The sequence below is a fragment of the Klebsiella sp. CN_Kp097 genome, assembly GCF_040064495.1.
GTDB classification, from domain to species: domain Bacteria; phylum Pseudomonadota; class Gammaproteobacteria; order Enterobacterales; family Enterobacteriaceae; genus Klebsiella; species Klebsiella aerogenes.
The window spans coordinates 43703-69087 of record NZ_JBEAIL010000020.1 but is presented as its reverse complement, the minus strand read 5'-3'; the positions used below and the strand labels follow the sequence as shown (position 1 = coordinate 69087).

Sequence of the window (25385 nt, the reverse complement as noted above, 5' to 3'; positions counted from 1 at the left end):
CGGCCGGGCGTGTGACCCGGCCGTTTTAGTGAAAGATGTCAGCTTTACGCTTCTTCTTCAGTAATTTTCAGCAGCCATTCCGGCACGCCTTCCCAGTACTGTTGCTCTTTTTCCAGATCCAGCAGCACCAACGCATTCTGGCTAAACCAGTCATGCGGGAAAATTAACGTCCAGTGGTTGGCTTCCGTCTTCAATGTCAGTTTTGGCGGCGTAGTGGTCGCCTGACGCTGATTGTTCAGTAATACGCCCAGACGCAGTAGTTGAATCAGCGGCAAGAACTGTTTTTTCTTGAACAAGGTAAAACGCGGCAAATCATCAAGCTTGATAGCTTTGCGGTGATAGCGTACCAGCGTGGCCATCAGCGTCTGCTGCTCCTGATTAAAGCCCGGCAGATCGCTATTTTGCAGGATATAGGCAGAGTGGCGATGCATGCCGCTGTGGTTAATGTTCAACCCCACTTCATGTAGCATTACCGCCCACTTCAGCAGGGCAGACAGATGCGGGTTAGCCAGTTTCGGGTTTTGCTCCTGCCACTGTTCCAGCATCTGAGTGGTGGTCTCCAGTACCCGGCGCGCCTGTTCGCGATCGATATTGTACTGATTCGCCAGGCTCTGGGCCGTACGGCTGCGAATATCCTGGTGGCGGAAGCGACCTTCCATCTCGTACAACACGCCTTCGCGCAGGGCGCCGTCGGACAGGCGCAGTTCTTTGATCGCCAGCGCGTCGAATACCCCGCACAAAATCGCAAGACCCGGGGCGAATACCGCTTTGCGGTCCTCCGACAATCCCGGCAGGCTTAATGAGTCGAAGTTTTTATTCTTCAGAAGCTCACTGACCAGCATTTCAAGACGTTCCGGGGTAATGAAGCCGTCTTTCTCCCCCATGGCGACCAGCACTTCGTGCGCGGCTTTGATGGTGCCAGAGGCGCCCAGCGCCACGTTCCATCCCTGAATACGGAACTGCCAGGCCAGGGTTTCCAGTTTCTGCACCGCCGCCAGGCGCGCGCGCTGGAAGTTTTCTTTATTGATAACGCCGCCGGCGAAATAGGCCTGCGAGAAGCTTACGCAGCCCATACGTCGGCTTTCAACCAGGCGGGGCTCGAAATCTTCGCCGATGACGAGCTCAGTCGAACCGCCGCCGATGTCAATAACCAGCTTACGGCCGCGCTCCGGTTGCGTATGTTCGACGCCCATAAAAATCAGACGCGCTTCTTCGTTACCGGAGATTATTTCGATGGGATAAGGGATAACTTTTTCCGCTCGTTTGAGAAAATCCGCCGCGTTAGCCGCCTGGCGCAGGGTATGCGTCCCGACGATACAAACGCTGGAAGGGGAGAATCCCTGCAGACGTTCCGCAAACAGCGACAGGCAGTTCAGCCCACGAGTAATCGCTTCTTCGCTCAACACCGAGTTTTCATCCAGGCCATCGGCCAGGTGGACGCGCTGCTTCAGGCGACCGATGATCTGCATTGCCCCGTCGACGACACGGGCGATCACCATATGAAAACTGTTCGAACCAAGGTCGACCGCAGCGAACTCCTGCGGCCGAGGGGTTTTTTCGTTTATTGGCATAGGTTAATCGGGTTGTTCGAGTGATTTGAGATAATCGTAAATCGCTATCTGTGCGCGTACTTTGCGGCGATTGCCGCGCGGCACGTAGCGATTACTCAGTTCTTTATCAAGATAGCGCGCTTTTACGGTATCGTTGAACAGGATATCGAGAATATCCAATACGCGTTGCTTCAGACGCGGGTCCAGCAGCGGTACGGCGACTTCGATACGATAGTCGATGTTGCGCGTCATCCAGTCGGCGGAGGATAACCACACCTGTTTATCACCACCGTTTTCAAAACAATAGACCCTATCGTGCTCAAGGAAACGGTCAACGATACTAATCACGCGAATATTTTCGCTAATTCCCTCAAGACCCGGGATTAGCGAGCACATGCCGCGGATAAGCAGGTTAACCGGCACGCCGGTACTGGAGGCGGCATAGAGTCTGTCCACCAGCCCTTTATCGACCAGGTTATTTAATTTAAGCGTAATTCCGGACGGTTGCCCATTTTGCGCATTGGCGATTTCGCGGTCGATCATTTCATACAGCAGACGACGCGAGTTCTGCGGCGATACCAACAGGTAGTCGAAGCTGACTGGCCGGTAAGGGTTTTCGATAAAATTAAACACGCGACGGACTTCATTAGTGATGCGCGCGTCGGCGGTGAGGAGCGAATAGTCGGTGTAGATACGAGCGGTTTTCTCGTTGAAGTTGCCGGTGCCGATATGCGCATAACGCACTACCTCATCGCCTTCTTTACGCGAAATGAGGAAGAGTTTGGCGTGGATCTTCAGCCCCGGCGCCGAGAAGATAACGTGTACGCCGGCTTCTGTCAGACGTTTGGCCCAGTGAATATTGGCCTCTTCGTCGAAGCGAGCCTGCAGTTCAACCACCACGGTCACTTTTTTACCGTTGTGGGCGGCGTGGATCATCGAATCGATAATCCGTGAATCCTTAGCGACGCGGTAGATATTGATTTTGATTGCCAGCACGCTTGGGTCGAACGAGGCCTGACGCAGCAGTTCAAGCACGTGCTCGAAGGTATGATACGGATAGTAGAGCAGTACGTCGCGTTCGCGGATGGCGTCAAAGCCGTTGCGGAATTTATCGAACCACAGGTGGCGCAGGCGCGGCATCGGTTTATTGACCAGATTGGCCTTGCCAACATTCGGGAAACCGATAAAGTCTTTAAAGTTGTGATAACGACCGCCCGGCAGCATCGAATCGTAGTTCGAGATGGAGAGCTTATCGCGCAGCATTTCGACCATCGCATCCGGCATATCGCGCTGGTAGACAAAACGCACCGGCTCGGCGGTTAAGCGCTGCTTCAGGCTGGAGGACATCAGCTCCATCAGGCTCGATTCCATTTCGTGTACCAGATCGTACTCGGCATCACGGGTCATTTTCATCGAGTATGCATTCAGGGCATCGTAGTCAAAGAAGCCCTTAAAGATATCATCCAGGCAGTAACGCAGAATGTTATCCAGCAGAATCATCGGTTTGCGGCGTCGCGGCGTCTCCGGCGGCAGGTTCACAAAGCGCGGCACCTTATCGGATGGAATCTCCAGCAGCGCATAGTTAATGGTATCGCCGCGGATAATCTCCACCGCCAGATAGGTGTAATCATCTTTCAGGAATTGAACCAGGTCCGTCTCGCGGTTGATCAGAATCGGCGAAATATGCTGGCGCAGATACTGTTTGAAGTAGTTGCGTAACCAGGATTGCTGGTTAACGGACAGCTGGCGTTCGTTAATCAGGAAGATCTGATTACGCGCCATTTCCAGCAGCAGTTCATTATAGAGACCATCAAATTCCTGATCGGCCTTTAGCACGCGGGCCTGGATTTTGCCTAACAGATGACGCGAATGGGCGGTACTACCTTGTTCTTCACTGATAAGAATGCGTCGCTTAAGTTCAGCGAAGCGCACTTTGTAAAACTCATCAAGGTTATTGGAGTAAATTCCTAAGAAGCGCATGCGCTCGATAAGCGGGTTGCTCTTGTCCGCCGCTTCCTGAAGTACGCGCTCGTTAAAGGACAACCAGCTGAGTTCTTTTTCGATGTATAGCTTTTCCTGGCCCATTACAACTCACACTCCGGATCATTGACGTCGCTTTTTCATTATGGCGAGCTTTGCCATTGAATGTCCAACTATGTCAAAGCAATATGACAGTTTTCTTGCAATCAGATGCCGGGAAAAAGCGGACGCGTTTGTTTGCTTACGTTATGTTCAGTCAGGGGCGAAATGGAGGGCGAAACAATGTGGGAAACGCGGGCGCTGGAGCTCAATAATCAGGACATCTGGCACTGGCCGTCGGCCTGTCGGTTGATTGAATACGCAATTGAGCATGATTTTAATACCGTGGTGGTGGGACAGGCCGAGTTATTTGGCAAGCTGGTTTCGCCACAGGGGTATACCCCTTTTGACTATAACGACCGATTGTCGAGCCAACAACGAGCGCGCTGTATCTATCTCAACCGGCTGGCGTTACGCTGCCGTGAGCAGGGGTTGCGATGTTATCTGCAGGCGAAAGAACTTAGCTTCCCGACCGAACTGTTATTAGCGCATCCGGAACTGCTGGATACCCCGCGCGGGGTGCGTTTTGATGTCGATTTCTGGAGCCGCTGGTTAACCGACAAAATCCGCGCCGTGTGTCAAAGCGTACCGGCGCTCACCGGTTTGATTATCGCGCTCTCCAGTACCGATGGATTATTACCGATCTCTCGCCCGCAGTGGGACAGACAACACGACGATCCCCGCCAGCCAGCGCAAAGCTTGATGCTCTACCGCCGCTGTTTTAACGCCCTGAGTCAGGCGGTAGCCGCGCAAAATAAGCATCTGGTACTGCGTGTCTTCCCTGCCAGCAATGACGATCTCAGCGCCGTGCTGGACGCGATTGAACCGCTGCCGCCTGCGGTTTCGGTATCGATAAAACTCACGCCGGAACGTTTCTGGCCTGCTTTCCCTAACAATCCGGCGCTGTTGGCGGTGCAGACGCGAGATGTATGGATCGAGATCGATCTTGCCGGCGAAGAAGTGGGATGGGGAGTCATGCCGTTTTTACGTATTGATGAGCTGCAGGGGCGACTGTTGTGGTGTCAGAGTCGCAACCCGCGCATTACCGGCGCTATCTGTAAAACCAGTTGGGAAAGTATCGATAATCACTGGATCCCTGCGACGTTAAGCGAATGTAATCTCTTCGCCTGTAGTCAGTTGCTGGGCGAAGGGGCGGCGAAAAATCAGCAGCAGTTACTGGTGCAATGGCTGGCGCAGCGTTACGGCTGGTGTCCGCCAGCCGATGTCGCGCAGCAGTTCCAGTCGCTGCTTGAACAGGCGACGCAGACGCTCTATCAGTCAATATATGTGCGAGACCATGTTTTCCATCGCCATAGCCAATTGCCTGAAAGCTACGGCCAGGCGGTGTGGGGCCTTTACGGACAACTGGCGCGCAGTCACTGGTTACCCGGTTCGGCGCAGGATATCCACTTCACCCGCGACGACCCGCAGAAGTCGATGGCTAATCTCACGCAAATCGCGCAAGAAAAAGATGAGGTCGCAGCCAGCGCGCAGCTGCTGGGGAAAGCAGCGCAAGCGTTCGCTCTCACGGCGGATTTTCCCACCGCGCTGGCGCTTCGGTGGCGTGAGGAGTGGCAGGGATTGGCGCTCTATTGTCAGACGTTTACCCACGCGCAAAAGGCCTTCTTTACTCTGCACTTCGCCCGAGAGGTGGAAAACAGCTGGAGCATGCGGGAGATTTGCCATATTAACGTGCAGGCGTTATATCGCTGCGCATCGGAAATGGAAACGCTTTGTCAGCAGACAGGCGAGGCCTCACCGGCGTTTTACGTGATGTTCGATCCTGTACGAGCACGTAATCTGGCGGATAGCCTGAGCACCGAACTGACGGCGCTCAGATAGCCGTATTAAAGCGTGCGGCGTAGCGCTTCAACCAGGCACAGTATCGCCATTGCCTGGCCGTAGGGCATGGCGGTCAGGGGGATGTTACGATAGTGGTCGAGGTCGTTGCCCATCGCCGTGCCAAACGACACCTGCGTTAACTCTCCTTGCGGCGAGATATGTTCGATAATGCCCCGGCAGGCCTTTCCGGCGACCGGCAGAAACGCATCGTCGAGGTAGCCGAGGCGCACCGCCTTGAAAATACCCGCGGCAAAGCCTGCCGTCGCAGAGGCTTCCAGATAACTATCCGCGTCGTTAAGTAGCGTCGGCCATAGGCCGTTTTCGGCCTGGCAGCGGGCAAGGGCGCTGACCTGAATCTGCAGAGTATTTTGCAACTGGCGGTAAAAGGCGTCATGTTCGTCGAGCTCAAGCATCTCCAGCAGTTCCGGTATCGCCAGCGTTATCCAGCTATTGCCGCGGGCCCACAGCGCGCCGGCGAAATGGTGTCTGCCGTCGAAATGCCAACCGTGAAACCACAGGCCGCTTTGGCGGTCGCTTAAATAGTGCAGGTGCTGCAAAAACTGAAATTTCGCCTCTTCTACCCAGCGCGGTTTACCAAACATTTTGCCGAGCATCGCCAGCGGCAGTACCGCCATCATGAGCGTATCGTCCCAGATTTGTTGATGATGGGGATTCTCATAGGTGACGTGCTGAAGGCAGCCCTCCTCGGTACGCGGCATCTGGCGATATATCGCATCTCCCCAACTTTCCAGATAGGCGCGCCAGTCGCTGCGCGGCGTCTGTTGATAGCACAGCGCCAGGGTTAAAAACGGACAAGCGGTGTTGATGTTTTTCTCCGGCGTACCCTCGGCGAAACGGGCGCTAAACCAGCCGTCGATAAGTTCACGAGCCCGAAGCGATCCTGTCAGCTGCTGGTAGCGAAACAGGCCAAACAGGGCGATGCCATGCGTCCACTCCCAACCGTCCCAACCTTTGGTGTCAACCACCCGGCCATCTGCCAGCCGCTGCAAATACTCGCCGCTATCATCGGTAATCGCGGTTAAGTTGCCGATTAGCGCTTCGATGAGTGATTGTAATTCAGGACGGTTGTTTTTCTGCGACATAGTGATTTCCTTGAGAAGAAACGGCGGCGTGTTGCCAGCGATCGTTGCGATGAGGATGGCCGGTCAGTAGCTCGATAGTTTCGCGGGTCTGCGGGCTGGCATCCTGTGGATGACCACCGGCGCGCAGACGCTCCAGTTCGCTAATCAGGATTTGATGTCGCGGCTGGCTCAAGCGAAAACGAAACGCGCCATACATTGCCAATAAGGCCAGCAGGCCGGGGCCAACGAGGAATACCCACCAGATACCATTCAGCGCGGCGGTATTCTGCGTTTCGGCGCCTTTGGTGAATCCAAAGGCTTCCAGCGCCAGGCCGACGATAAACAGCGCCAGCGCCTGGGAGAATTTGCGCGTCAGCATCATTACCCCCGCGTAGATCCCTTCACGCCGCACGCCGGTATAAGCTTCATCGATATCGGGCAGAAAATTGTAGACATTCCATGGGATAAGATAGGTGCCGCCGCGGGCGATGCCCATCACGATTGCGCCGCCGAGTAGCAGCCAGGAAAGATGGCTGAAAGAAGCGGTCAATTGGCTGAACCACAGTAGTGCGCAGAGGATCAGCGCGATGGCGACCTTATAGGCGTTGCCGTTGCCGACGCGGATGCAAAGCCAGGTAAATAAAGGGATCGCGAAGAACTGAAACAGCGTCATCAGACTCATGGCCTGCGAAGCCAGCGAGGTGCCGACACGTAGCACGTAGGTCATATAGTGCATAAACAGCGAGCCGAAAATATCCAACGCCACCGCGCCGCCGACATACATCATGATATGAATACGGAAGGTCCGCAGACGGAAGGTCGAGGCCATTTCCCTATACAGCGAACGTAGCGTTTTGCCTAAACCTTGCTGCGTCTGCGGTGGTGGGAGATGCTCGCGCTCCCAGGTACCGCGCCAGACGAAGATCCACGGCAAGGCAAAAAGCAGGGCGAAGATAATGCCGATATAGAGAAACGCCTGCGATTTATCGGCGACGTGGGCCATGATTTGCCCGGGGATCAGCGCCGCGAGAAAGGCTGTCGCCTGAGCGAATAGCATTCGCGCGCCGGACATTTTCGAGCGCAAATCATAGCGGGTGGTCATCTCTGCAGGCAGCGTATCGTAAGGCACCATCAGCAGGGTGAAGACGGTGCTGAATAGTAGATAGGTACCAAGGTACCAGGCGTAGCCAAAACCACTTATCCACATCAGGGCGAAACAGAGCGATAACGGCGCGCCGAGAATAAAGAAGATCCGTCGCCGCCCCCAACGGGTGCGAATGTTGTCGGTAATGTAGCCCATCACCGGGTCCGTGATGCCGTCCCAAATCTTGGCGATGGCGAAAATAGAGGCCGCAGCGGCGGGCGAGAGCCCGGCGACTTCAATATAAAAGTAGAGCAGCCACAGGCCGGTGATGGTCATCGCGCCGCTGCCGAAAATATCGCCCATCCCCCAGCAGAGGATGTTGCGGGTTTTGACTTCTCGTTGTGGGGAGACTGTCCTCGTCATTGGAATATCTCTTATATGAAGGAAAGCGAGGTTGCACAGTAAAAGAGGGGGAAGGAGGCGAAAATCCCGACAGTCGGTTTTTCGTACCGTTCTGCGAGCAGCATGCCAAAAGGCGACAAAATGAAATAAATCCCGTGACGCTACTCACATATGCAGCGGTTTAAGAGGGCGTTTACTGTGATAACGGCCCTGTTTTCATTTTTTCCGCAGGCAAATTTTGCGCGTAATCTCACGTTTTGCCCCAGATCCTGACGGCGAATGTGAAAGAGTACGCAGATATTTCCGCGGTAGCGATTTCGACCCTACGCTGAGGGTGAGAGAGATGGTGAGATAGTCCCCACGTTGATTTCTAGGACATGCTATGAACATTTATCTTTCGCACCGTCATCCCCATGCGGATGGCGTGACGCCTGATACTGAACTCTTTCAACAGGCGCTGGACGAACTGGCGCAGGCGGGCGGCGGCCGGTTGGTGGTTGATTGTGGCAGGTACGCGCTCGGCGGTTTACGGATAGGCTCGAACACCTGTTTGTGGCTGTCGCCGGGCGCCGAGCTTATCGTTAGCGAAAACTATGATGACTTTGCTCAGGCGACGGCGCTGAGCCGGGCGGAATCTTCAGATCGGGCCTTTCTGTATGCTGTGGATGCACAGAATATTACTATCTGCGGAGGCGGCGAGATTTACGGCAGTGCTGACGGCTGGTTTTCCCGTCAAGTTGATGCCATGGGTTACCGCACGCCAGCCAGGGCGCGCCCGCGGATCATTTTGCTGGAAAATTGCCGTCGCGTCCGGCTGGAGAATATCACCGTACGGCATGCCCCGATGTGGACAATTCATCTGGTCTCCTGCACGGGCGTGGTGGTTGACGGCGTCACCGTCGACAATGATTTGACGATGGCTAATACCGATGCGCTGGATATCGATAGCTGCCAGCAGGTACATATCGCCAATAGCTATTTCAGCGCGGCTGATGATGCCATCTGTCTGAAGACCACCGATAAACCTGAGCGGATCCAGCGACCGTTGCGTCAGGTAACCATCGTTAACTGCACGCTGCGCTCGAAAAGCTGCGCCTTTAAAATCGGTACTGAAACCTGGCAGGATATTGAAGATGTGCTGGTGAGTAACTGCACTATCTTTGACTCCAATCGCGGCATTGGCCTGATATCCCGCGACGGCGGGCGGCTACGGCGGATGATTTTTAGCAGCATTGCTTTTGATTGCGTGAGCGCGCCGGCCTGTCATTGGGGCGAGGCGGACCCTGTTTTCCTTTCCGCGCGCCGTCGCGATCCGGCGATTGAACCCGGCGAAATCTCACAGATCCAGTTCCGCGGGCTGGTTGGCGAGTGCGAAGGCGCGATAAACCTGCATAGTGAAACGCCAGGTCAGATCCGGCGCATTCTGTTTGACGGCGTGCAGCTAACCCAGAAGCTGAACCTGGCAGCGGAGCAGGGGCTTTATGATATCCGCCCGCCGTGCAATCCGATGTCGCCGACCGGGATGGGGATTGATAACGCCTGGTGTCTGAATCCGCAAAGTGGCCGCGTTTGGGGTGTCGAACCTTATCCCGGCGGTTTGCCGGTACTGTATGCTAACGGCGTAGCGGGTCTGACACTGCGCGAATTTGATTATCAGCGCCCGACACCCTTACCGGCAGCCTGGAACCCTAACGCGCTATGTCTGGAAAACGGCGATAATTAGCGAGGAAACAAGAGAGGAAGTTGCCCCGGCGATTGCTCCGGGGCAGGTTGAACTTATTCTTCGGCGGCATAGCCCTGCGGCGGCAGCTTGCGATTATCCAGCCACGCAGAGTTAGCTTCCATACGCAGGCGGCCATCAACAAACCAGCTCACCACCAGCGGGTAGATGTCGTGCTCCTGCGCCTGAACGCGGGCGGTAACGTCATCTTCGCTGTCTTCCGGAAATACCGGCACCCGAGCCTGTAAGATCACCGGCCCGCCGTCGAGTTCGTCGGTGACGAAATGCACCGAGGTGCCATGTTCCTCATCACCATTTTCCAGCGCCTGGCGATGAGTATGCAGCCCTGGATATTTCGGCAGCAGAGAAGGATGGATATTCAGCAAGCGCCCCTGATAGTGGCCAACAAACGCTGGGCTAAGGATACGCATGTAGCCCGCCAGCACCACCAGATCGGGTTGGAAGACATCGATTTGCTGCATCAGCTCGCGGTCGAAGGCTTCGCGGCTATCAAACGCTTTCGGCGAGAGCGCAAAGGCCGGAATACCGGCCTCGCGGGCGCGCTCAAGGCCGAATGCTTCGGCCTTATTGCTGAATACCGCACGCAGGGTGCCGTTGATTTGCTTCCGGGCGCAGGCATCAATAATCGCCTGTAAATTACTGCCGTTACCGGAAATCAGCACCACAATGTTTTTCATTCAATGACCACGCGTTGTTCGGCATCGGATGCCTTGATGTAACCGATTTTCCACGCGTTTTCACCCTGCTCGTTCAGCAGGGCGATGGCTTTATCCGCCTCGGCTGCCGGCAGCGCGACCAGCATGCCGACGCCGCAGTTAAAGGTGCGGTACATTTCGTGGCTGCTGACATTACCGGCGGTTTGCAGCCAGTTGAAGACTTCCGGCCACTGCCAGGAGGACTCGTCGATTACCGCCTGGGTGTTGTCCGGCAGTACGCGCGGGATATTTTCCCAGAAGCCGCCGCCGGTCAGGTGGGCGATGGCGTGGACGTCGACGTTAGCAATCAGATTCAGAATCGATTTGACATAGATGCGGGTCGGCGCCAGCAGGTGGTCGGCCAGCGGTTTGCCGTTGAGGTCGGTGGTCTGCGGATCAACGCCGCTGACTTCGATAATCTTACGCACCAGCGAGTAGCCGTTAGAGTGCGGGCCGCTGGAGGCAAGCGCGACCAGGACGTCGCCGTCAGCCACTTTGCTGCCGTCGATGATTTCTGATTTTTCTACCACGCCGACGCAGAAACCGGCCACGTCATAATCTTCACCATGGTACATACCCGGCATCTCTGCCGTTTCGCCGCCAACCAGCGCGCAGCCGGACTGTAAGCAGCCTTCGGCGATGCCGTTGATGACGCTTGCCGCGGTGTCTACGTCCAGTTTACCGGTCGCGTAGTAGTCGAGGAAAAACAGCGGCTCGGCGCCCTGAACTACGAGGTCATTGACGCACATAGCGACCAGATCGATACCGATAGTGTCGTGACGTTTAAGATCCATCGCCAGACGCAGCTTGGTGCCGACGCCGTCGGTACCGGAGACCAGTACCGGTTCGCGGTATTTCTGCGGCAGAGCGCACAGCGCGCCGAATCCGCCCAGTCCGCCCATCACTTCCGGGCGACGGGTTTTCTTCACCACGCCCTTAATACGGTCGACGAGAGCGTTGCCTGCATCAATATCCACGCCGGCATCTTTATAGCTGAGAGAGGTTTTATCGGTCACTGCGAAGTCTCCACGCGTTTGCGGTAGCAAGAAAAATCGGCGCAATTCTAACAGGGAAAGCAAACGTTTGCGAGCCTGCTTTACACTCGATTTAAAACGGCTAACAGATGAGCAAATTTGATACTGTTCACGAAAATGAAACCGGGTACAGTCTTCTGCTTGCCTCGCCTTTAATGAATGATCATTATGCCAATGAAACCGGTTTCTGTTTGGTGAAAAGCGCATAACGATCGTCTATAGGGAGAGTATATGTCCGGATTCAAAGAAGGTTTTTTGTGGGGCGGCGCGGTAGCGGCGCATCAGCTTGAGGGCGGCTGGCAAGAAGGAGGGAAGGGGATTAGCGTCGCGGACGTGATGACCGCAGGCGCCCATGGGGTGCCGCGAACGATCACCGACGGCGTACTGCCTGGTCATAACTACCCCAACCATGAGGCAATTGATTTTTATCATCGTTATAAAGAAGACGTAGCGCTGTTTGCCGAACTGGGATTTAAGTGTTTCCGTACTTCAATTGCCTGGACGCGAATTTTTCCGCGGGGCGATGAGCTGGAGCCCAATGAGGCGGGCCTGCAATTCTATGACGATCTGTTCGACGAGTGCCTGAAATATGGCATCGAACCGGTGATCACGCTCTCCCATTTTGAAATGCCTTACCACCTGGTGACTGAATACGGCGGCTGGCGCAACCGTAAGCTGATTGATTTCTTTGTCCGCTTCGCGAAGGTGGTGTTTACCCGCTATCAGCACAAAGTGAAGTACTGGATGACCTTTAACGAGATCAACAACCAGGCCAACTTCCATGAAGATTTCGCCCCCTTTACCAACTCCGGCCTGAAGTATCAGCCCGGAGAAGACCGTGAGCCGGTGATGTTTCAGGCCGCCCATTATGAACTGGTGGCCAGCGCGCTGGCGGTAAAGGCGGCACGTGAGATTAATTCGGACCTGCAGATTGGCTGTATGATCGCGATGTGTCCAATCTATCCGCTCACCTGCGCGCCGGACGACATCATGATGGCGATGAACGCTATGCATCGTCGTTACTGGTTTACCGATGTGCACGTGCGTGGCCGCTATCCGCAGCATTTGCTCAACTACTTCGCGCGCCGCGGTTTTACGCTGGATATCACCGACGCCGATCGCCTGGCGTTAAAAGAGGGTTGCGTCGACTATATTGGTTTTAGCTACTACATGTCCTTCGCCACCAAAGCGACTGACGATAATCCGCACCTGGATTACGACGAAAGCACCAGCCTGGTCTCCAACCCTTACGTCAAGAAATCGGATTGGGGCTGGCAGATTGACCCGGTTGGTCTGCGTTACTCGCTCAACTGGTTCTGGGATCACTATCAGTTGCCGCTGTTTATCGTTGAGAATGGCTTTGGCGCCATTGACGTGCGTGAAGCTGACGGCAGCGTGGATGACCAGTATCGTATCGAGTATCTCAGTGCCCATATTGCCGAAATGAAAAAAGCGGTAGTGGAAGATGGCGTCGATCTGATGGGGTATACCCCGTGGGGTTGTATCGATCTGGTCTCCGCCGGTACCGGCGAGATGAAAAAACGCTATGGATTTATCTTTGTCGATAAAGATAACGACGGTCGCGGCACGTTGGCCCGCAGCCGTAAAAAATCCTTTGCCTGGTATCAGCAGGTTATTGCCAGTAACGGCGAAAATCTGTAATCGCCAACAAGCATAGCCTTGTCAAAGATAAAAGCCGAAGGGGAACCTCCGGCTTTTTTTGTTTGTTTTATAATGTGTAACAATCCATAAATCACTTTGTTTGATATACGTCAAGCAAGATGGGTATGGCGCAATCCGCAAAAAGCGGTATAATCCCGCGATTTTTTTTGTGGCTGCCCCTCAGAGGAGAAAGAGAATGAAGATCGTGGAAGTGAAACATCCACTCGTCAAACACAAGCTGGGCCTGATGCGTGAGCATGACATCAGTACTAAACGCTTCCGTGAACTCGCCTCAGAGGTTGGTAGCTTACTGACCTACGAAGCAACCGCCGATCTCGCTACCGAGCGTGTCACTATCGAAGGCTGGAACGGTCCGGTCGAAGTTGAGCAGATCAAAGGTAAGAAAATTACCGTGGTGCCTATCCTGCGTGCCGGTCTGGGGATGATGGAAGGCGTGCTGGAGCACGTGCCTAGCGCGCGTATCAGCGTGGTTGGCATCTACCGTGATGAAGAAACGCTGGAGCCGGTTCCTTACTTCCAGAAGCTGGTTTCTAACATTGACGAGCGTATGGCGCTGGTGGTTGACCCGATGCTGGCAACCGGCGGTTCGATGATCGCAACTATCGACCTGCTGAAAAAAGCGGGCTGTTCGAGCATTAAGGTGCTGGTGCTGGTGGCGGCGCCGGAAGGCATTGCCGCGCTGGAGAAAGCGCATCCTGACGTCGAGCTGTACACCGCCTCCGTCGACCAGGGCCTCAACGAGCACGGATACATTATTCCGGGCCTCGGCGATGCCGGCGATAAGATTTTCGGTACCAAATAAATGATGAAGTGATAAAAAGCCGACTTTGAGAGTCGGCTTTTTTTTGAATAAATCACGCCCACAACAAATAACAAACGACTCTCAGAGGATAACATTATGACGCGCCGTGCAATCGGGGTGAGTGAAAGACCGCCGCTTTTACAGACAATCCCGCTTAGTTTGCAACATCTGTTCGCCATGTTTGGCGCAACGGTTCTGGTGCCTATTCTGTTCCACATTAACCCGGCTACCGTACTGCTGTTTAACGGCATCGGTACGCTGTTGTACCTCTTTATCTGTAAAGGCAAAATTCCGGCCTATTTGGGGTCGAGCTTCGCCTTTATCTCCCCGGTGCTGCTGCTGTTGCCGCTGGGTTATGAAGTGGCGCTCGGCGGTTTCATTATGTGCGGCGTCCTGTTCTGCATTGTCTCCTTTATTGTCAAAAAAGCCGGTACCGGCTGGCTGGATGTGATGTTCCCGCCGGCGGCGATGGGCGCCATCGTGGCGGTTATCGGTCTGGAACTGGCGGGTGTGGCGGCGAACATGGCCGGGCTGCTGCCGGCTGACGGCCAATCGCCCGACAGCAAAACCATTATTATTTCGATGGTGACGCTGGCAGTGACGGTTTTTGGATCCGTACTGTTCCGCGGCTTCCTGGCGATTATCCCGATTCTTATCGGCGTGCTGGTAGGCTATGCGCTCTCCTTCGTGATGGGTGTGGTCGATACGACGCCTATCGCCGAAGCGCACTGGTTTGCACTGCCGACTTTCTACACCCCGCGCTTTGAGTGGTTTGCCATTTTCACTATTTTGCCTGCTGCGCTGGTGGTGATCGCCGAGCACGTGGGGCACCTGGTGGTGACCGCCAATATCGTTAAACGCGATCTGATCCGCGATCCGGGTCTGCACCGCTCGATGTTCGCCAACGGGCTGTCGACGATTGTCTCCGGTTTCTTTGGCTCAACGCCAAACACCACCTACGGTGAAAATATCGGCGTGATGGCGATTACCCGCGTATACAGTACCTGGGTTATTGGCGGCGCGGCGATTATTGCGATTCTGCTCTCCTGCGTCGGCAAGCTGGCGGCGGCGATTCAGATTATCCCGGTACCGGTGATGGGCGGCGTTTCTCTGCTGCTGTACGGGGTGATCGGCGCATCCGGTATCCGCGTGCTGATCGAATCAAAAGTCGATTACAGCAAAGCGCAGAACCTGATTCTGACCTCAGTTATTCTGATTATCGGCGTGAGCGGCGCGAAGGTGCATATTGGCGCGGCGGAGCTGAAAGGCATGGCGCTGGCGACGATCGTCGGTATCTGTCTGAGCTTGATCTTTAAACTGATCAGCGTTCTGCGTCCGGAAGAAGTGGTGCTGGACGCCGCGGATAGCGAAGAAGCGAAATAACGATCCTGATACCGGGCAGCGATCCTGCCCGGTTCTCTCCGGACCTAAAACTGTGTTAAACTCTTCGCGTTTTTCTGTAAGCCTATGTTGAGGTCCATCTGAACGCTCCGGCACAGCTCTCTTTGCCACTGTATCTTCCTGACGACGAAACGTTCGCGAGTTTCTGGCCGGGTGATAATCCTTCCCTACTTGCCGCTCTGCAGAACGTGTTGCGGCAGGAACACAGCGGATACATCTATATCTGGTCTCGTGAAGGCGCGGGGCGTAGCCACCTTTTGCATGCCGCCTGCGCTGAGCTATCCCAGCGTGGCGATGCCGTCGGCTACGTGCCGTTGGATAAGCGCACGTGGTTCGTGCCGGAAGTGCTGGACGGCATGGAGCAACTGGCGCTGGTGTGCATCGATAACATCGAGTGCGTGGCAGGGGACGAGCCCTGGGAGATGGCTATCTTTAATCTCTATAACCGTATTCTCGAATCAGGTAAAACCCGCCTGCTGATCACCGGCGATTGCCCGCCGCGGCAGCTGCATCTCGGCTTGCCGGATCTCGCCTCGCGCCTTGACTGGGGGCAAATCTATAAGCTGCAGCCGCTGTCGGATGAAGATAAGCTGCAGGCGCTGCAGCTACGCGCCAGACTACGCGGTTTCGAGATGCCGGAAGACGTCTGCCGATTCCTGCTCAAGCGGCTGGATAGAGAAATGCGCTCGCTGTTTATGACGCTCGATCAGCTCGATCACGCATCGATTACCGCCCAACGAAAACTGACGATCCCATTTGTTAAAGAGATCCTGAAGCTTTAAGCCGAAAGCGACGCCAGTTCCTGCTCTGCCAGCCCGGTTAGCTGCGCCACCAGCGCGGGGGCGAGACCGCTACGTAACATCGCGGCGGCGATACGCTGTGCTTCTTCTTTCCGGCCTTCTTGCCGGCCCTGAAGCAAACCGCGCTCCAGCCCTTGCTGCTCGAGATATTCTGCAATAGTCATCAGCGTCTCCTTATGTTGCGGCGTCCGGCGCGCCAACTCACGAATAAACTTTATCGGTTCGCGGCTATTTCCCGCGAGCACCAGATAGTGCATTAGCGCCTGCACCTGTGTTTGCGTGGCTAATCCAGTCAATAATAATTCGCTCAGCTTGTCGAGTAACTGCGCCAGATCGCGTTGTCGAATATGTTTTTGCAGTAATTCCAGCGTCGCCATACGTTGATGAGTGGCGATTTCATCATCCGGTATGACGGTGATATCCGCCAGTGGAAATTCGCCGTAGTAGAGCGTGGTCGCCAGCTCCGGCGCGGCAAACTCATCCAGCCAGCGCATTGAAAACGGATAGGGCGTCACCAGACCGTGATAGAAAAGCACCGGGATCACCAGCGGAAGTTTTTCGTGTCCGGCATCAAGGTGGCGCTGCATGACGGCGACGGCGTAGCGCATCAGGCGAAAGGCCATATGTCGGTCGGGGCTACTTTGATGTTCGATTAGCGCGTAAATATAGCCGTCGCCCGCAGTGGTTTGCAGCGAGTAGAGAATATCGGAATAGTAAGGTCTGAGATCTTCTTCGATAAAATTACCTGATTCTAAATGTAGCGTGCGCAGATCGCAGATCTCCTTTAGCGCTTCAGGAAGATACAACCGGAGAAAATCACGCGCAGTATCCGAATGGGAAAGGTAGGTTTTAAATACTGCGTCATGCGGCGTGGAAATAGCTTTTTTCATTGGCAATCCGTCCAGTGGATTCAGGTGACGGACAGACAGTAGCACCACTGTGCGGGCAGGGGGAGTTGGCCTGTATTTTCTGGAAGCGGGCACGAAAAAAATCGCGCCGCGGGCAAGACCGGCGGCGCGTAGGGGTTAGCTGACGATTTCCAGTACCTGTTCCGGCGGGCGGCCGATACGCGCCTGGCCGTGGCTGACCACGATGGGCCGTTCGATGAGCTTCGGGTTCTCGACCATGGCCTGAATCAACGCCTCTTCGCTGAGCTGTGGGTCGGCGAGATTGAGCGACTTATACAGATCTTCTTTCTGGCGCATCAGTTCACGGGCGCTGCTCATATTCAGCATTTTCAACAGCTGGCGCAGCGTCGCGGCATCCGGCGGCGTCTCCAGATACAGCACCACTTCAGGGTCGATGCCGTTAGCTTTCAGCAGGCTGAGCGTGTCACGGCTCTTCGAGCAGCGAGGGTTGTGGTAAATTTTTACCGCGTCAGACATGTGGTCTCCTTACATTTTCTGATAGGGGCGGAATCTTTCCTGCAGCTGGCGCAGCTGGTCGATGCGAGCGTCGTAGCGCGCCTGCTGCAAACTGCCCAATTTTACTTGCGAACTGGCGCTGCTCAGCAGCGAGATGGCCTGGTCAAGCCTACCGGCCAGCGCCATGCCTTCGGCTCGCGCCGCCAGCTCCTGGTCGCGATGACCCAATGCGCCTTCCGCCTGCGCCAACAGGTCCCAACCGTTGCCGTCATCTTTATTGTTAAAGGTGTAGCGGTTGAGAATGGTCGCGGCTTCCGCCGGCTGCCCGCCCTGTACGTAGGCATTGGCCAGGTTCAGTTGCAGGACCGGATCGGTGCGGATCTCTTTGGCGTTTTTCAGGCGGTTAATTGCGTCAGTGGTCTTTTTCTGCCCAAGATCGATATCGGTGGCGAGATCCAGATACCAGGGATTTTGTGGGTCGGCGCTGAGCAGCGGCTGGAGCGCTTTGCGCGCCTGATCGTAGTTATTGCTCTCCATAGCCAGTAGCGCGCGGCCATACTGCGCGGCGTGCTGTTCGCGGATGTTCCCTTTTGACCAGGCGTCAAGCAGATCGCTGCTGAGCTTATTTTCACCGGAGTTGTACATACCGAGGGTACGGGCCTTGGCGAGATAGAAATCCGCCGACGACTGGACTACCACCGGGCGCATCTGATTGGCGCGGTTACGAGCGTCGGCCAGACGGCTTTCCGGCAGTGGGTGTGTGAGCAGCATTTCCGGCGGGCGGCTGGAATAGCGGGATTCGTCGAGTAATTTACCCATAAACGCCGGCATCGCCTGCGGATCGAAACCGGAGCGCTGCAGTACCTGAATACCGATGCGGTCGGCTTCTTCTTCGTTCTGACGGGTGAAGCTAATCATCCCCTGTTGGGTGCCAGCCAGGGTGCCGGTTAATGCCGCCATCCCCGCCTGCGGGCTGGCCATCGCCAGCAGAATAGAGCCCAGCGCGCCAACCCAGGTTAGCGGCGCGCTACGTTTTTGATCTTCCATCGCACGCGCCAGATGGCGCTGGGTGACGTGAGAGATTTCGTGCGCCATTACCGAGGCAAGCTGGCTTTCGTTATCCGCATAGCGGAACAGCGCCGAGTGCAGCACCACGTTGCCGCCGAAGAAGGCAAAGGCGTTAATCTGATCGTTATTAATCAGATAAAAGTGGAACGGCGTACGGACGGAATTAGCGTGAGCGACCAGGCGCATGCCCAGCCCGTTAATGTATTGCACCAACAGCGGGTCGTTTATCAGCGGCGCGCTGCCGCGTAGCTGGCGTACGTAGTAATCCCCCATCTGCATTTCCTGACCGATGGAAAGGGTGCTTCCTGCCGAGGTGCCCATATCCGGCAGCGTATCCGCCGAGTCAGCGGCGGCAGGTAATATCGTCCCCAGCGTCAACGACGCGACGGCGGCGGCCACCAGCGTTTTCTTTAACTGCCTGAACATAACCTCTGTCCTGTAATGTGGGTGTGCCAGTTTGACCGGTTGTGCGGTCCAATGTTCCCATGCCGCAGATTCAGCGAGTTTAGCTGTCGTTGATGGCGTTGAAAATATGATATTCGCACAGTTGTGCAGGTTTGTGTCATCGCCAATAAAAAGCGAAGTCTTTTTTGTGACACTTAGATACAATTCCCCGGATTGTGGCGATTTGCGCTTCAGGGAAGGGTTTATGCTTGAGATGTTAATGCAGTGGTATCGTCGTCGTTTCAGCGACCCGGAAGCGATAGCGCTGCTGGTTATTCTGCTGGCCGGCTTCGGCATTATGTTCTTTTTCAGCGGGCTGCTGGCGCCGCTGCTGGTCGCCATCGTGCTGGCCTATCTGCTGGAGTGGCCCACCGTTCGTCTGGAGCGTATCGGCTTGTCGCGAACCTGGGCCACCTCGCTGGTGCTGGTGCTATTTGTCGGTATCTTGCTGTTAATGGCCTTTGTGGTGATGCCGGTGGCCTGGCAACAGGGCATTTATCTCATCCGCGATATGCCTGGTATGCTCAATAAGCTTTCCGATTTCGCCGCCACGCTGCCGCGGCGCTATCCGGCATTGATGGATGCCGGCATCATTGATGCAATGGCCGAAAATATGCGCAGCCGCATGCTGACCGTTGGCGATTCGGTAGTGAAGTATTCGCTCGCCTCGCTGGTCGGCCTGCTGACGCTGGCGGTGTATCTGGTCCTGGTTCCGCTGATGGTTTTCTTCCTGCTGAAAGATAAACAGCAGATGCTCAATGCCGTACGCCGCGTATTACCGCGTAATCGCGGCCTGGCGGGGCAGGTGTGGAAAGAGATGAACCAGCAGATTACCAACTATATCCGCGGCAAGGTGCTGGAGATGATTGTCGTCGGCGTCGCCACCTGGATAGGCTTCATTCTCTTCGGTCTCAACTACTCGCTGCTGCTGGCGGTGCTGGTGGGATTCTCGGTGCTGATTCCGTATATCGGCGCTTTTGTGGTCACCATTCCTGTGGTCGGCGTGGCGTTGTTCCAGTTCGGCGCGGGTACTGAGTTCTGGAGCCTGTTTGCCGTATACCTGATAATTCAGGGGCTGGATGGCAACCTGCTGGTGCCGGTTCTCTTCTCGGAGGCGGTGAATTTACATCCGTTGGTGATTATTCTGTCGGTAGTGATTTTCGGCGGGCTGTGGGGTTTCTGGGGGGTATTCTTCGCGATTCCGCTGGCGACGTTAATCAAGGCGGTGGTTCACGCCTGGCCTGATGGAATGGTTATTGAAGACGAGTGACGCGCTGATTGACGCAAAAAACGCCGGGCGATTTATTATCCCCGGCGTTTTCATTTAGACGTTATGCGTTTTCTTTCAGCCAGTTCAGCACGACATCATGGTGATTGCTGGTTTTGAAGTTATCAAACACATGTTCAATCTTGCCGTCAGCATCAATGAGGAAGCTAATACGGTGAATGCCGTCGTAGGTTTTCCCCATAAATGATTTTTCGCCCCAGACGCCGAACTGTTCGCAGACCTGATGATCTTCATCAGACAGCAGCGTAAAGTTCAGCAGCTCTTTTTCGGCAAAACGAGACAGTTTTTCTGGTTTATCAGTGCTGATACCCAGTACTTCGACGCCCGCTTTTTTCAGGTCGTCCATATTATCGCGTAAACCGCACGCTTGTACGGTGCAGCCTGGGGTCATGGCTTTCGGGTAAAAATAAACCAGAACACGCTGTCCCTGGAAGTCGGTTAAATTTACTTCCTCGCCGTCCTGGTCCGGTAAGCTAAATTTCGGTGCGATATCACCGGCTTTCAGTGGGGTCATTGGTTAAACTCCATCCTGTTCATCATGCTGTGAATAATTAACGATGTTAATACTGCCTTGTGCGCTCAGTTCTGTACATAGTGCTTTGAACGCTTGCTCGATATTTGTCGTGTTTTGCGAGGCAGGACTGTGTGCGGTGATTTGAATAAATAGCTGAGCGGCGTCTTTATCTTCTCCCGGTTGCGTACGGGAGACCAGTTCGGCGATATTCATATTCCACGTGTCGCACAGCGCGGTAAAGCGCTCAATGATATGCGGCGAGTCCGGCACCTCTACCTGGATCCAAACCGTATTCGGCATCGCCTGCGGTGGGCGGGCGGAGGTGCGCTTCATTACGATCAGCAAATCCAGCTCGGCTCCTTTTAACGGCAGCGTTGATTCGATCAGGTTAATCGCGTTCCACGAGCCGGAAAGCAGCATTATAAACGTGAACTCGTCGCCGAGCATGGCCAAGCGGCTGTCTTCAATATTGCAGCCGCAGCTGCTGACGTGGCGAGTGATTGTGTTTACGATGCCGGGGCGGTCTGCGCCCAGAGCGGTAATCACCAGATAGTGTTGTAATGAGGCTGTCAAACCTGTTCTTCCTTTAAAAAGGTGAGGTAACATTAGGAAAGCATAAAAAAAACCGGCGTACAACATCCCAGATGGCGTTGGGTCTCTTGCTTTTATTGCAGCACCAAACGTAACATTGAGAATCTTGTCCCACTTCTGCTCTGAGGATGGCCCATGTTCACGGGAAGTATTGTAGCGCTTGTCACGCCGATGGATGATAACGGTAATGTCTGCCGGTCAAGCCTGAAAAAACTGATTGATTACCATGTCGCCAACGGAACCTCGGCGATTGTTTCGGTAGGGACTACCGGCGAATCCGCAACGTTGAGCCATGAAGAGCATGGCGACGTCGTGATGATGACCCTTGAGCTGGCCGATGGCCGCATCCCGGTCATTGCAGGTACCGGTGCAAATGCAACCGCAGAGGCGATTAGCCTGACCAAACGTTTCAACGATAGCGGCGTTGTCGGCTGCCTGACGGTCACTCCTTATTATAACCGTCCGACCCAGGAAGGCCTGTTCCAACACTTTAAAGCTATCGCTGAACATACTGACCTGCCGCAAATTCTGTATAATGTGCCGTCCCGTACCGGTTGCGATATGCTGCCGGAAACCGTTGGCCGCCTGGCGGAAATTAAAAATATTGTCGGTATTAAGGAAGCTACAGGGAACTTAAGTCGTGTTCACCAGATCAAAGAGCTGGTTTCAGATGACTTTATTCTGCTGAGCGGCGATGACGCGACCGGCATGGACTTTATCCAGCTCGGCGGCGTCGGCGTTATTTCCGTCACGGCGAACGTCGCCGCCCGTGAAATGGCCGACATGTGCCGACTGGCGATGGCGGGGCAATTCGCGGAAGCTCGCGCGATTAACCAGCGTCTGATGCCGCTGCATACAAAATTATTTGTCGAACCCAACCCGATCCCAGTCAAATGGGCTTGTAAGGCGTTGGGACTTGTAGCGACCGACACGCTGCGCCTGCCAATGACGCCGATTACCGAAGCGGGTACGAAAGCGGTTACCGCAGCGCTGAAGCATGCCGGTTTGCTGTAGAGTTTAGGGAGATTTGATGGCTTACTCAGTACAGAAGTCGCGCCTGGCGAAGGTTGCGGGTGTTTCGCTGGTTTTACTCCTCGCGGCCTGTAGTTCTGACTCGCGCTATAAGCGTCAGGTTAGCGGCGACGAGGCTTATTTAGATGCCGCGCCGCTCAGTGAACTTCACGCCCCGGCGGGGATGATCCTGCCGCTGCAGACTGGCGACTACAACATTCCGGTTGCCGCCAGCACCGGTGCGGTAGGCAAGGCGCTGGATATTCGTCCGCCGGCTCAGCCTTTAGCCCTGGTCAGCGGCGCGCGTACCCAGTTTAACGGCGACACCTCCACCCTGATGGTGGAAAACAGCCGCAGCGGTTCTTTATGGGCGCAGGTGGTTAGCATCGTACAGGCGAAAAACTACACCATCACCAAGCGTGACGATGCAGGCCAGACGCTGAATACCGATTGGGTAGAGTGGAACCGCCTTGATGAAGACCAGCAGTACCGTGGCCGTTATCAAATCTCCGTTAAGCCGCAGGGCTATCAGCAGGCGGTGGTGGTGAAGCTGGTGAACCTGGAGCAGGCGGGCAAGCCCGTGTCTGACCCGGCTTCTCTGCAGCGCTACAGCACCTCAATGCTGAACGTTATCTCTTCCGGTCTTGATTCCAACGCCACTAATGCGCAGAACGCGGCGCAGCGAAGCGCTGGCGCGACCTTCGACGTGCAGAGCGCGGCGGATGACACCGGCTTGCCTATGCTGGTGGTGCGCGCGCCGTTCAACATGGTGTGGCAGAAACTGCCGGCCGCGCTTGAAAAAGTGGGCATGAAGGTAACCGACAGCACTCGCTCTCAGGGCAGCATGGCGGTAACTTACAAGCCGCTGTCTGACAGCAGCTGGCAGGATCTGGGCGCCAGTGACCCGCAGCTGGCCTCTGGCGACTATAAACTGCAGGTCGGCGATCTCGATAACCGCAGTAGTCTGCAGTTTATCGACCCGAAAGGCCACACCCTGACGCAGTCGCAAAATGACGCCCTGGTAGCCGTATTCCAGGCCGCATTTAACAAGTAATAAAAAGGGCTGGAGCAATCCGGCCCTTTTTAATGTATAGTGACGCAAACGTGTGCGTAGCCGCAAAGTCAGGTAATTTGCCTGATTTTGCCTACGGGCGGAAAGGTAATTTTTTGGCTTAATATCACTGGAGTGGTGAAAGATGAAAAAGCAAGCTGAGTTGTATCGTGGCAAAGCGAAAACGGTATACAGCACCGAAAACCCGGATCTGCTGGTACTTGAATTCCGTAACGATACGTCAGCAGGGGATGGCGCCCGCATCGAACAGTTCGATCGTAAAGGTATGGTGAATAACAAATTCAACCATTTCATTATGAGCAAGCTGGAAGAAGCCGGTATCCCGACCCAAATGGAAGCGCTGCTTTCTGATACTGAATGCCTGGTGAAAAAGCTGGATATGGTGCCGGTTGAATGCGTGATTCGTAACCGCGCGGCGGGTTCACTGGTGAAACGCCTGGGTATTGAAGAAGGTATCGAGCTGACTCCGCCGTTGTTCGACCTGTTCCTGAAAAACGACGCCATGCACGACCCGATGGTCAACGAATCCTACTGTGAGACGTTCGGCTGGGTGAATAAAGAAAACCTGGCGCGCATGAAGGAGCTCAGCTACAAAGCGAACGACGTACTCAGCAAGCTGTTTGATGATGCCGGTCTGATTCTGGTCGACTTCAAGCTGGAGTTCGGTCTGTTCAAAGGCGAAGTGGTGCTTGGCGATGAATTCTCTCCGGACGGTAGCCGTCTGTGGGATAAAAACACCCTCGATAAAATGGACAAAGATCGCTTCCGCCAGAGCCTCGGCGGCCTGATCGAAGCTTACGAAGAAGTGGCCCACCGTCTGGGCGTCAAGCTCGACTAATCCCCTCCGCGCCGGAAGAAATCGTCTCTTCCGGCACTCTTATTCGTTGTTTCCTGTGGTAATCCTCCGCTGAACCGCCTACGATCTCTCATATTCGTAACATGATGGAATAGAGGTGCTTATGCGCTGGCAAGGGCGTCGTGAAAGCGACAATGTGGAAGACAGACGTAGTGATTCAGGTTCGCCGCTGGGCGGCGGCGGTGGCGGTTTCCGTATTCCAAGCGGTAAAGGCGGCATCGTCCTGCTCATTATCGTTCTGGTGGCGGGTTACTATGGCGTGGATTTAACCGGCATGCTGACCGGAGAACCGATGCCGCAGCAGCAGACTTCAACCCAGCGTTCGATCAGCCCGAAGGATGATGAAGCGGCGAAGTTCACCTCCGTTATTCTGGCCACTACCGAAGATACCTGGGGGCCTATTTTTGAAAAGATGGGGCGGCAATACGTACAGCCGAAGCTGGTGATGTATCGCGGCGCGACCCGTACCGGCTGCGGCACCGGTCAATCGGTGATGGGGCCGTTCTACTGCCCGGCGGACAGCACGGTCTATATCGACCTGTCATTCTATGACGAGATGAAAAACAAACTCGGCGCTGACGGCGACTTTGCGCAGGGCTACGTGATTGCGCACGAAGTCGGCCACCATGTGCAGAAGCTGCTCGGCATCGAACCTAAGGTCCGTCAGATGCAGCAGCAGGCTTCGCAGACTGAAGTGAACCGCCTGTCGGTGAAAATGGAGCTGCAGGCAGACTGCTTTGCGGGCGTCTGGGGCAATAACATGCAGAAACAGGATGTGATGGAAACCGGCGATCTGCAAGAGGCGCTCAATGCCGCTGAGGCCATCGGCGACGATCGTCTGCAGGAGCAGAGCCAGGGCCGTGTGGTGCCGGACAGCTTCACCCATGGGACCTCCCAGCAGCGCTATACGTGGTTCAAACGCGGTTTCGATAGCGGCGATCCTTCGCAGTGTAATACCTTCGGCAGCGCGCTTCGCTAACGT

General features: G+C 55.2%; 22 protein-coding genes. 11 read left to right on the top strand and 11 right to left on the bottom strand.

Going from position 1 to position 25385, the window contains the following annotated elements:
* Positions 1-44 precede the first annotated feature (44 nt).
* On the bottom strand, positions 45-1571 hold the full coding sequence (ppx, locus tag ABLV07_RS17415; RefSeq protein WP_020078189.1) for an exopolyphosphatase: 1527 nt from the start codon (positions 1569-1571) through the stop codon (positions 45-47).
* 3 nt (positions 1572-1574) lie between these two features.
* Complete coding sequence (ppk1, locus tag ABLV07_RS17410; RefSeq protein WP_015370393.1) at positions 1575-3635, bottom strand: polyphosphate kinase 1; 2061 nt, start codon at positions 3633-3635, stop codon at positions 1575-1577.
* A 177-nt stretch (positions 3636-3812) separates the two neighbouring features.
* Here ppk1 and ABLV07_RS17405 point away from each other — a divergent pair, with 177 nt between their 5' ends.
* Entirely contained in the window at positions 3813-5471 is a 1659-nt protein-coding gene (locus tag ABLV07_RS17405; RefSeq protein ID WP_348853635.1) for a hypothetical protein, read from the top strand.
* Between the two features lie 5 nt (positions 5472-5476).
* Here ABLV07_RS17405 and ABLV07_RS17400 read toward each other — a convergent pair whose 3' ends face one another.
* Together ABLV07_RS17400 and ABLV07_RS17395 are read right to left on the bottom strand one after the other, a co-directional pair.
* Positions 5477-6574 (bottom strand): glycoside hydrolase family 88 protein, encoded by a 1098-nt coding sequence (locus tag ABLV07_RS17400; protein ID WP_045387019.1) that lies wholly within the window; start codon positions 6572-6574, stop codon positions 5477-5479.
* Positions 6549-8000, bottom strand: coding sequence for an MFS transporter (locus ABLV07_RS17395; protein WP_015703155.1), 1452 nt, complete (start codon positions 7998-8000; stop codon positions 6549-6551). The genes ABLV07_RS17400 and ABLV07_RS17395 overlap by 26 nt, the downstream gene beginning before the upstream one ends.
* 421 nt (positions 8001-8421) lie before the next feature.
* On the opposite strand from ABLV07_RS17395, the gene ABLV07_RS17390 reads away from it, so the two are divergent.
* Positions 8422-9762, top strand: coding sequence for a glycosyl hydrolase family 28 protein (locus ABLV07_RS17390; RefSeq protein WP_047044698.1), 1341 nt, complete (start codon positions 8422-8424; stop codon positions 9760-9762).
* A gap of 53 nt (positions 9763-9815) precedes the next feature.
* Here ABLV07_RS17390 and purN read toward each other — a convergent pair whose 3' ends face one another.
* Both purN and purM read right to left on the bottom strand, forming a co-directional pair.
* On the bottom strand, positions 9816-10457 hold the full coding sequence (gene purN / locus ABLV07_RS17385) for a phosphoribosylglycinamide formyltransferase (RefSeq protein ID WP_015370398.1): 642 nt from the start codon (positions 10455-10457) through the stop codon (positions 9816-9818).
* Positions 10454-11491 carry a phosphoribosylformylglycinamidine cyclo-ligase gene (gene purM / locus ABLV07_RS17380; protein ID WP_045392672.1) on the bottom strand — a complete coding sequence of 346 codons (1038 nt, stop codon included), beginning with the start codon at positions 11489-11491 and terminating at the stop codon, positions 10454-10456. Before purM ends, purN begins: the two co-directional genes overlap by 4 nt.
* A gap of 249 nt (positions 11492-11740) precedes the next feature.
* Between purM and ABLV07_RS17375 the strand changes: the two genes are divergently transcribed.
* The 4 genes from ABLV07_RS17375 to ABLV07_RS17360 all read left to right on the top strand — a co-directional run bounded on the left by ABLV07_RS17375 (position 11741) and on the right by ABLV07_RS17360 (position 16177).
* Entirely contained in the window at positions 11741-13171 is a 1431-nt protein-coding gene (locus ABLV07_RS17375; protein WP_015703152.1) for a 6-phospho-beta-glucosidase, read from the top strand.
* Between the two features lie 196 nt (positions 13172-13367).
* Positions 13368-13994 carry a uracil phosphoribosyltransferase gene (gene upp / locus ABLV07_RS17370; protein WP_015370402.1) on the top strand — a complete coding sequence of 209 codons (627 nt, stop codon included), beginning with the start codon at positions 13368-13370 and terminating at the stop codon, positions 13992-13994.
* A gap of 96 nt (positions 13995-14090) precedes the next feature.
* Positions 14091-15377, top strand: coding sequence for a uracil permease (gene uraA, locus ABLV07_RS17365; protein ID WP_015370403.1), 1287 nt, complete (start codon positions 14091-14093; stop codon positions 15375-15377).
* A 98-nt stretch (positions 15378-15475) separates the two neighbouring features.
* Positions 15476-16177, top strand: coding sequence for a DnaA inactivator Hda (locus ABLV07_RS17360; RefSeq protein ID WP_026612247.1), 702 nt, complete (start codon positions 15476-15478; stop codon positions 16175-16177).
* Here ABLV07_RS17360 and ABLV07_RS17355 read toward each other — a convergent pair.
* The 3 genes from ABLV07_RS17355 to bepA all read right to left on the bottom strand — a co-directional run bounded on the left by ABLV07_RS17355 (position 16174) and on the right by bepA (position 19053).
* On the bottom strand, positions 16174-17085 hold the full coding sequence (locus ABLV07_RS17355) for an Rpn family recombination-promoting nuclease/putative transposase (RefSeq protein ID WP_032708871.1): 912 nt from the start codon (positions 17083-17085) through the stop codon (positions 16174-16176). The genes ABLV07_RS17360 and ABLV07_RS17355 overlap by 4 nt on opposite strands.
* A gap of 135 nt (positions 17086-17220) precedes the next feature.
* Positions 17221-17580 (bottom strand): arsenate reductase (glutaredoxin), encoded by a 360-nt coding sequence (gene arsC, locus ABLV07_RS17350; protein WP_015365459.1) that lies wholly within the window; start codon positions 17578-17580, stop codon positions 17221-17223.
* A 9-nt stretch (positions 17581-17589) separates the two neighbouring features.
* A complete protein-coding gene (bepA, locus tag ABLV07_RS17345) occupies positions 17590-19053 on the bottom strand; it encodes a beta-barrel assembly-enhancing protease (RefSeq protein ID WP_047056018.1) in 1464 nt (487 codons plus the stop codon).
* Positions 19054-19276: 223 nt separating this feature from the next.
* On the opposite strand from bepA, the gene ABLV07_RS17340 reads away from it, so the two are divergent.
* A complete protein-coding gene (locus tag ABLV07_RS17340) occupies positions 19277-20341 on the top strand; it encodes an AI-2E family transporter (RefSeq protein WP_015365461.1) in 1065 nt (354 codons plus the stop codon).
* A 61-nt stretch (positions 20342-20402) separates the two neighbouring features.
* Here ABLV07_RS17340 and bcp read toward each other — a convergent pair whose 3' ends face one another.
* Positions 20403-20873 carry a thioredoxin-dependent thiol peroxidase gene (bcp, locus tag ABLV07_RS17335; RefSeq protein ID WP_015365462.1) on the bottom strand — a complete coding sequence of 157 codons (471 nt, stop codon included), beginning with the start codon at positions 20871-20873 and terminating at the stop codon, positions 20403-20405.
* Positions 20874-20876: 3 nt separating this feature from the next.
* Positions 20877-21446, bottom strand: a complete 570-nt coding sequence (locus ABLV07_RS17330) for a glycine cleavage system transcriptional repressor (protein ID WP_015365463.1) — start codon at positions 21444-21446, stop codon at positions 20877-20879.
* A gap of 153 nt (positions 21447-21599) precedes the next feature.
* Between ABLV07_RS17330 and dapA the strand changes: the two genes are divergently transcribed.
* The 4 genes from dapA to ABLV07_RS17310 all read left to right on the top strand — a co-directional run bounded on the left by dapA (position 21600) and on the right by ABLV07_RS17310 (position 25382).
* On the top strand, positions 21600-22478 hold the full coding sequence (gene dapA, locus ABLV07_RS17325; protein ID WP_015365464.1) for a 4-hydroxy-tetrahydrodipicolinate synthase: 879 nt from the start codon (positions 21600-21602) through the stop codon (positions 22476-22478).
* A 16-nt stretch (positions 22479-22494) separates the two neighbouring features.
* Positions 22495-23529 carry an outer membrane protein assembly factor BamC gene (gene bamC / locus ABLV07_RS17320; RefSeq protein WP_108429425.1) on the top strand — a complete coding sequence of 345 codons (1035 nt, stop codon included), beginning with the start codon at positions 22495-22497 and terminating at the stop codon, positions 23527-23529.
* Positions 23530-23671: 142 nt separating this feature from the next.
* Positions 23672-24385 carry a phosphoribosylaminoimidazolesuccinocarboxamide synthase gene (gene purC, locus ABLV07_RS17315; protein WP_015703148.1) on the top strand — a complete coding sequence of 238 codons (714 nt, stop codon included), beginning with the start codon at positions 23672-23674 and terminating at the stop codon, positions 24383-24385.
* 121 nt (positions 24386-24506) lie between these two features.
* Positions 24507-25382 carry a neutral zinc metallopeptidase gene (locus tag ABLV07_RS17310; protein WP_015365467.1) on the top strand — a complete coding sequence of 292 codons (876 nt, stop codon included), beginning with the start codon at positions 24507-24509 and terminating at the stop codon, positions 25380-25382.
* Positions 25383-25385 lie beyond the last annotated feature (3 nt).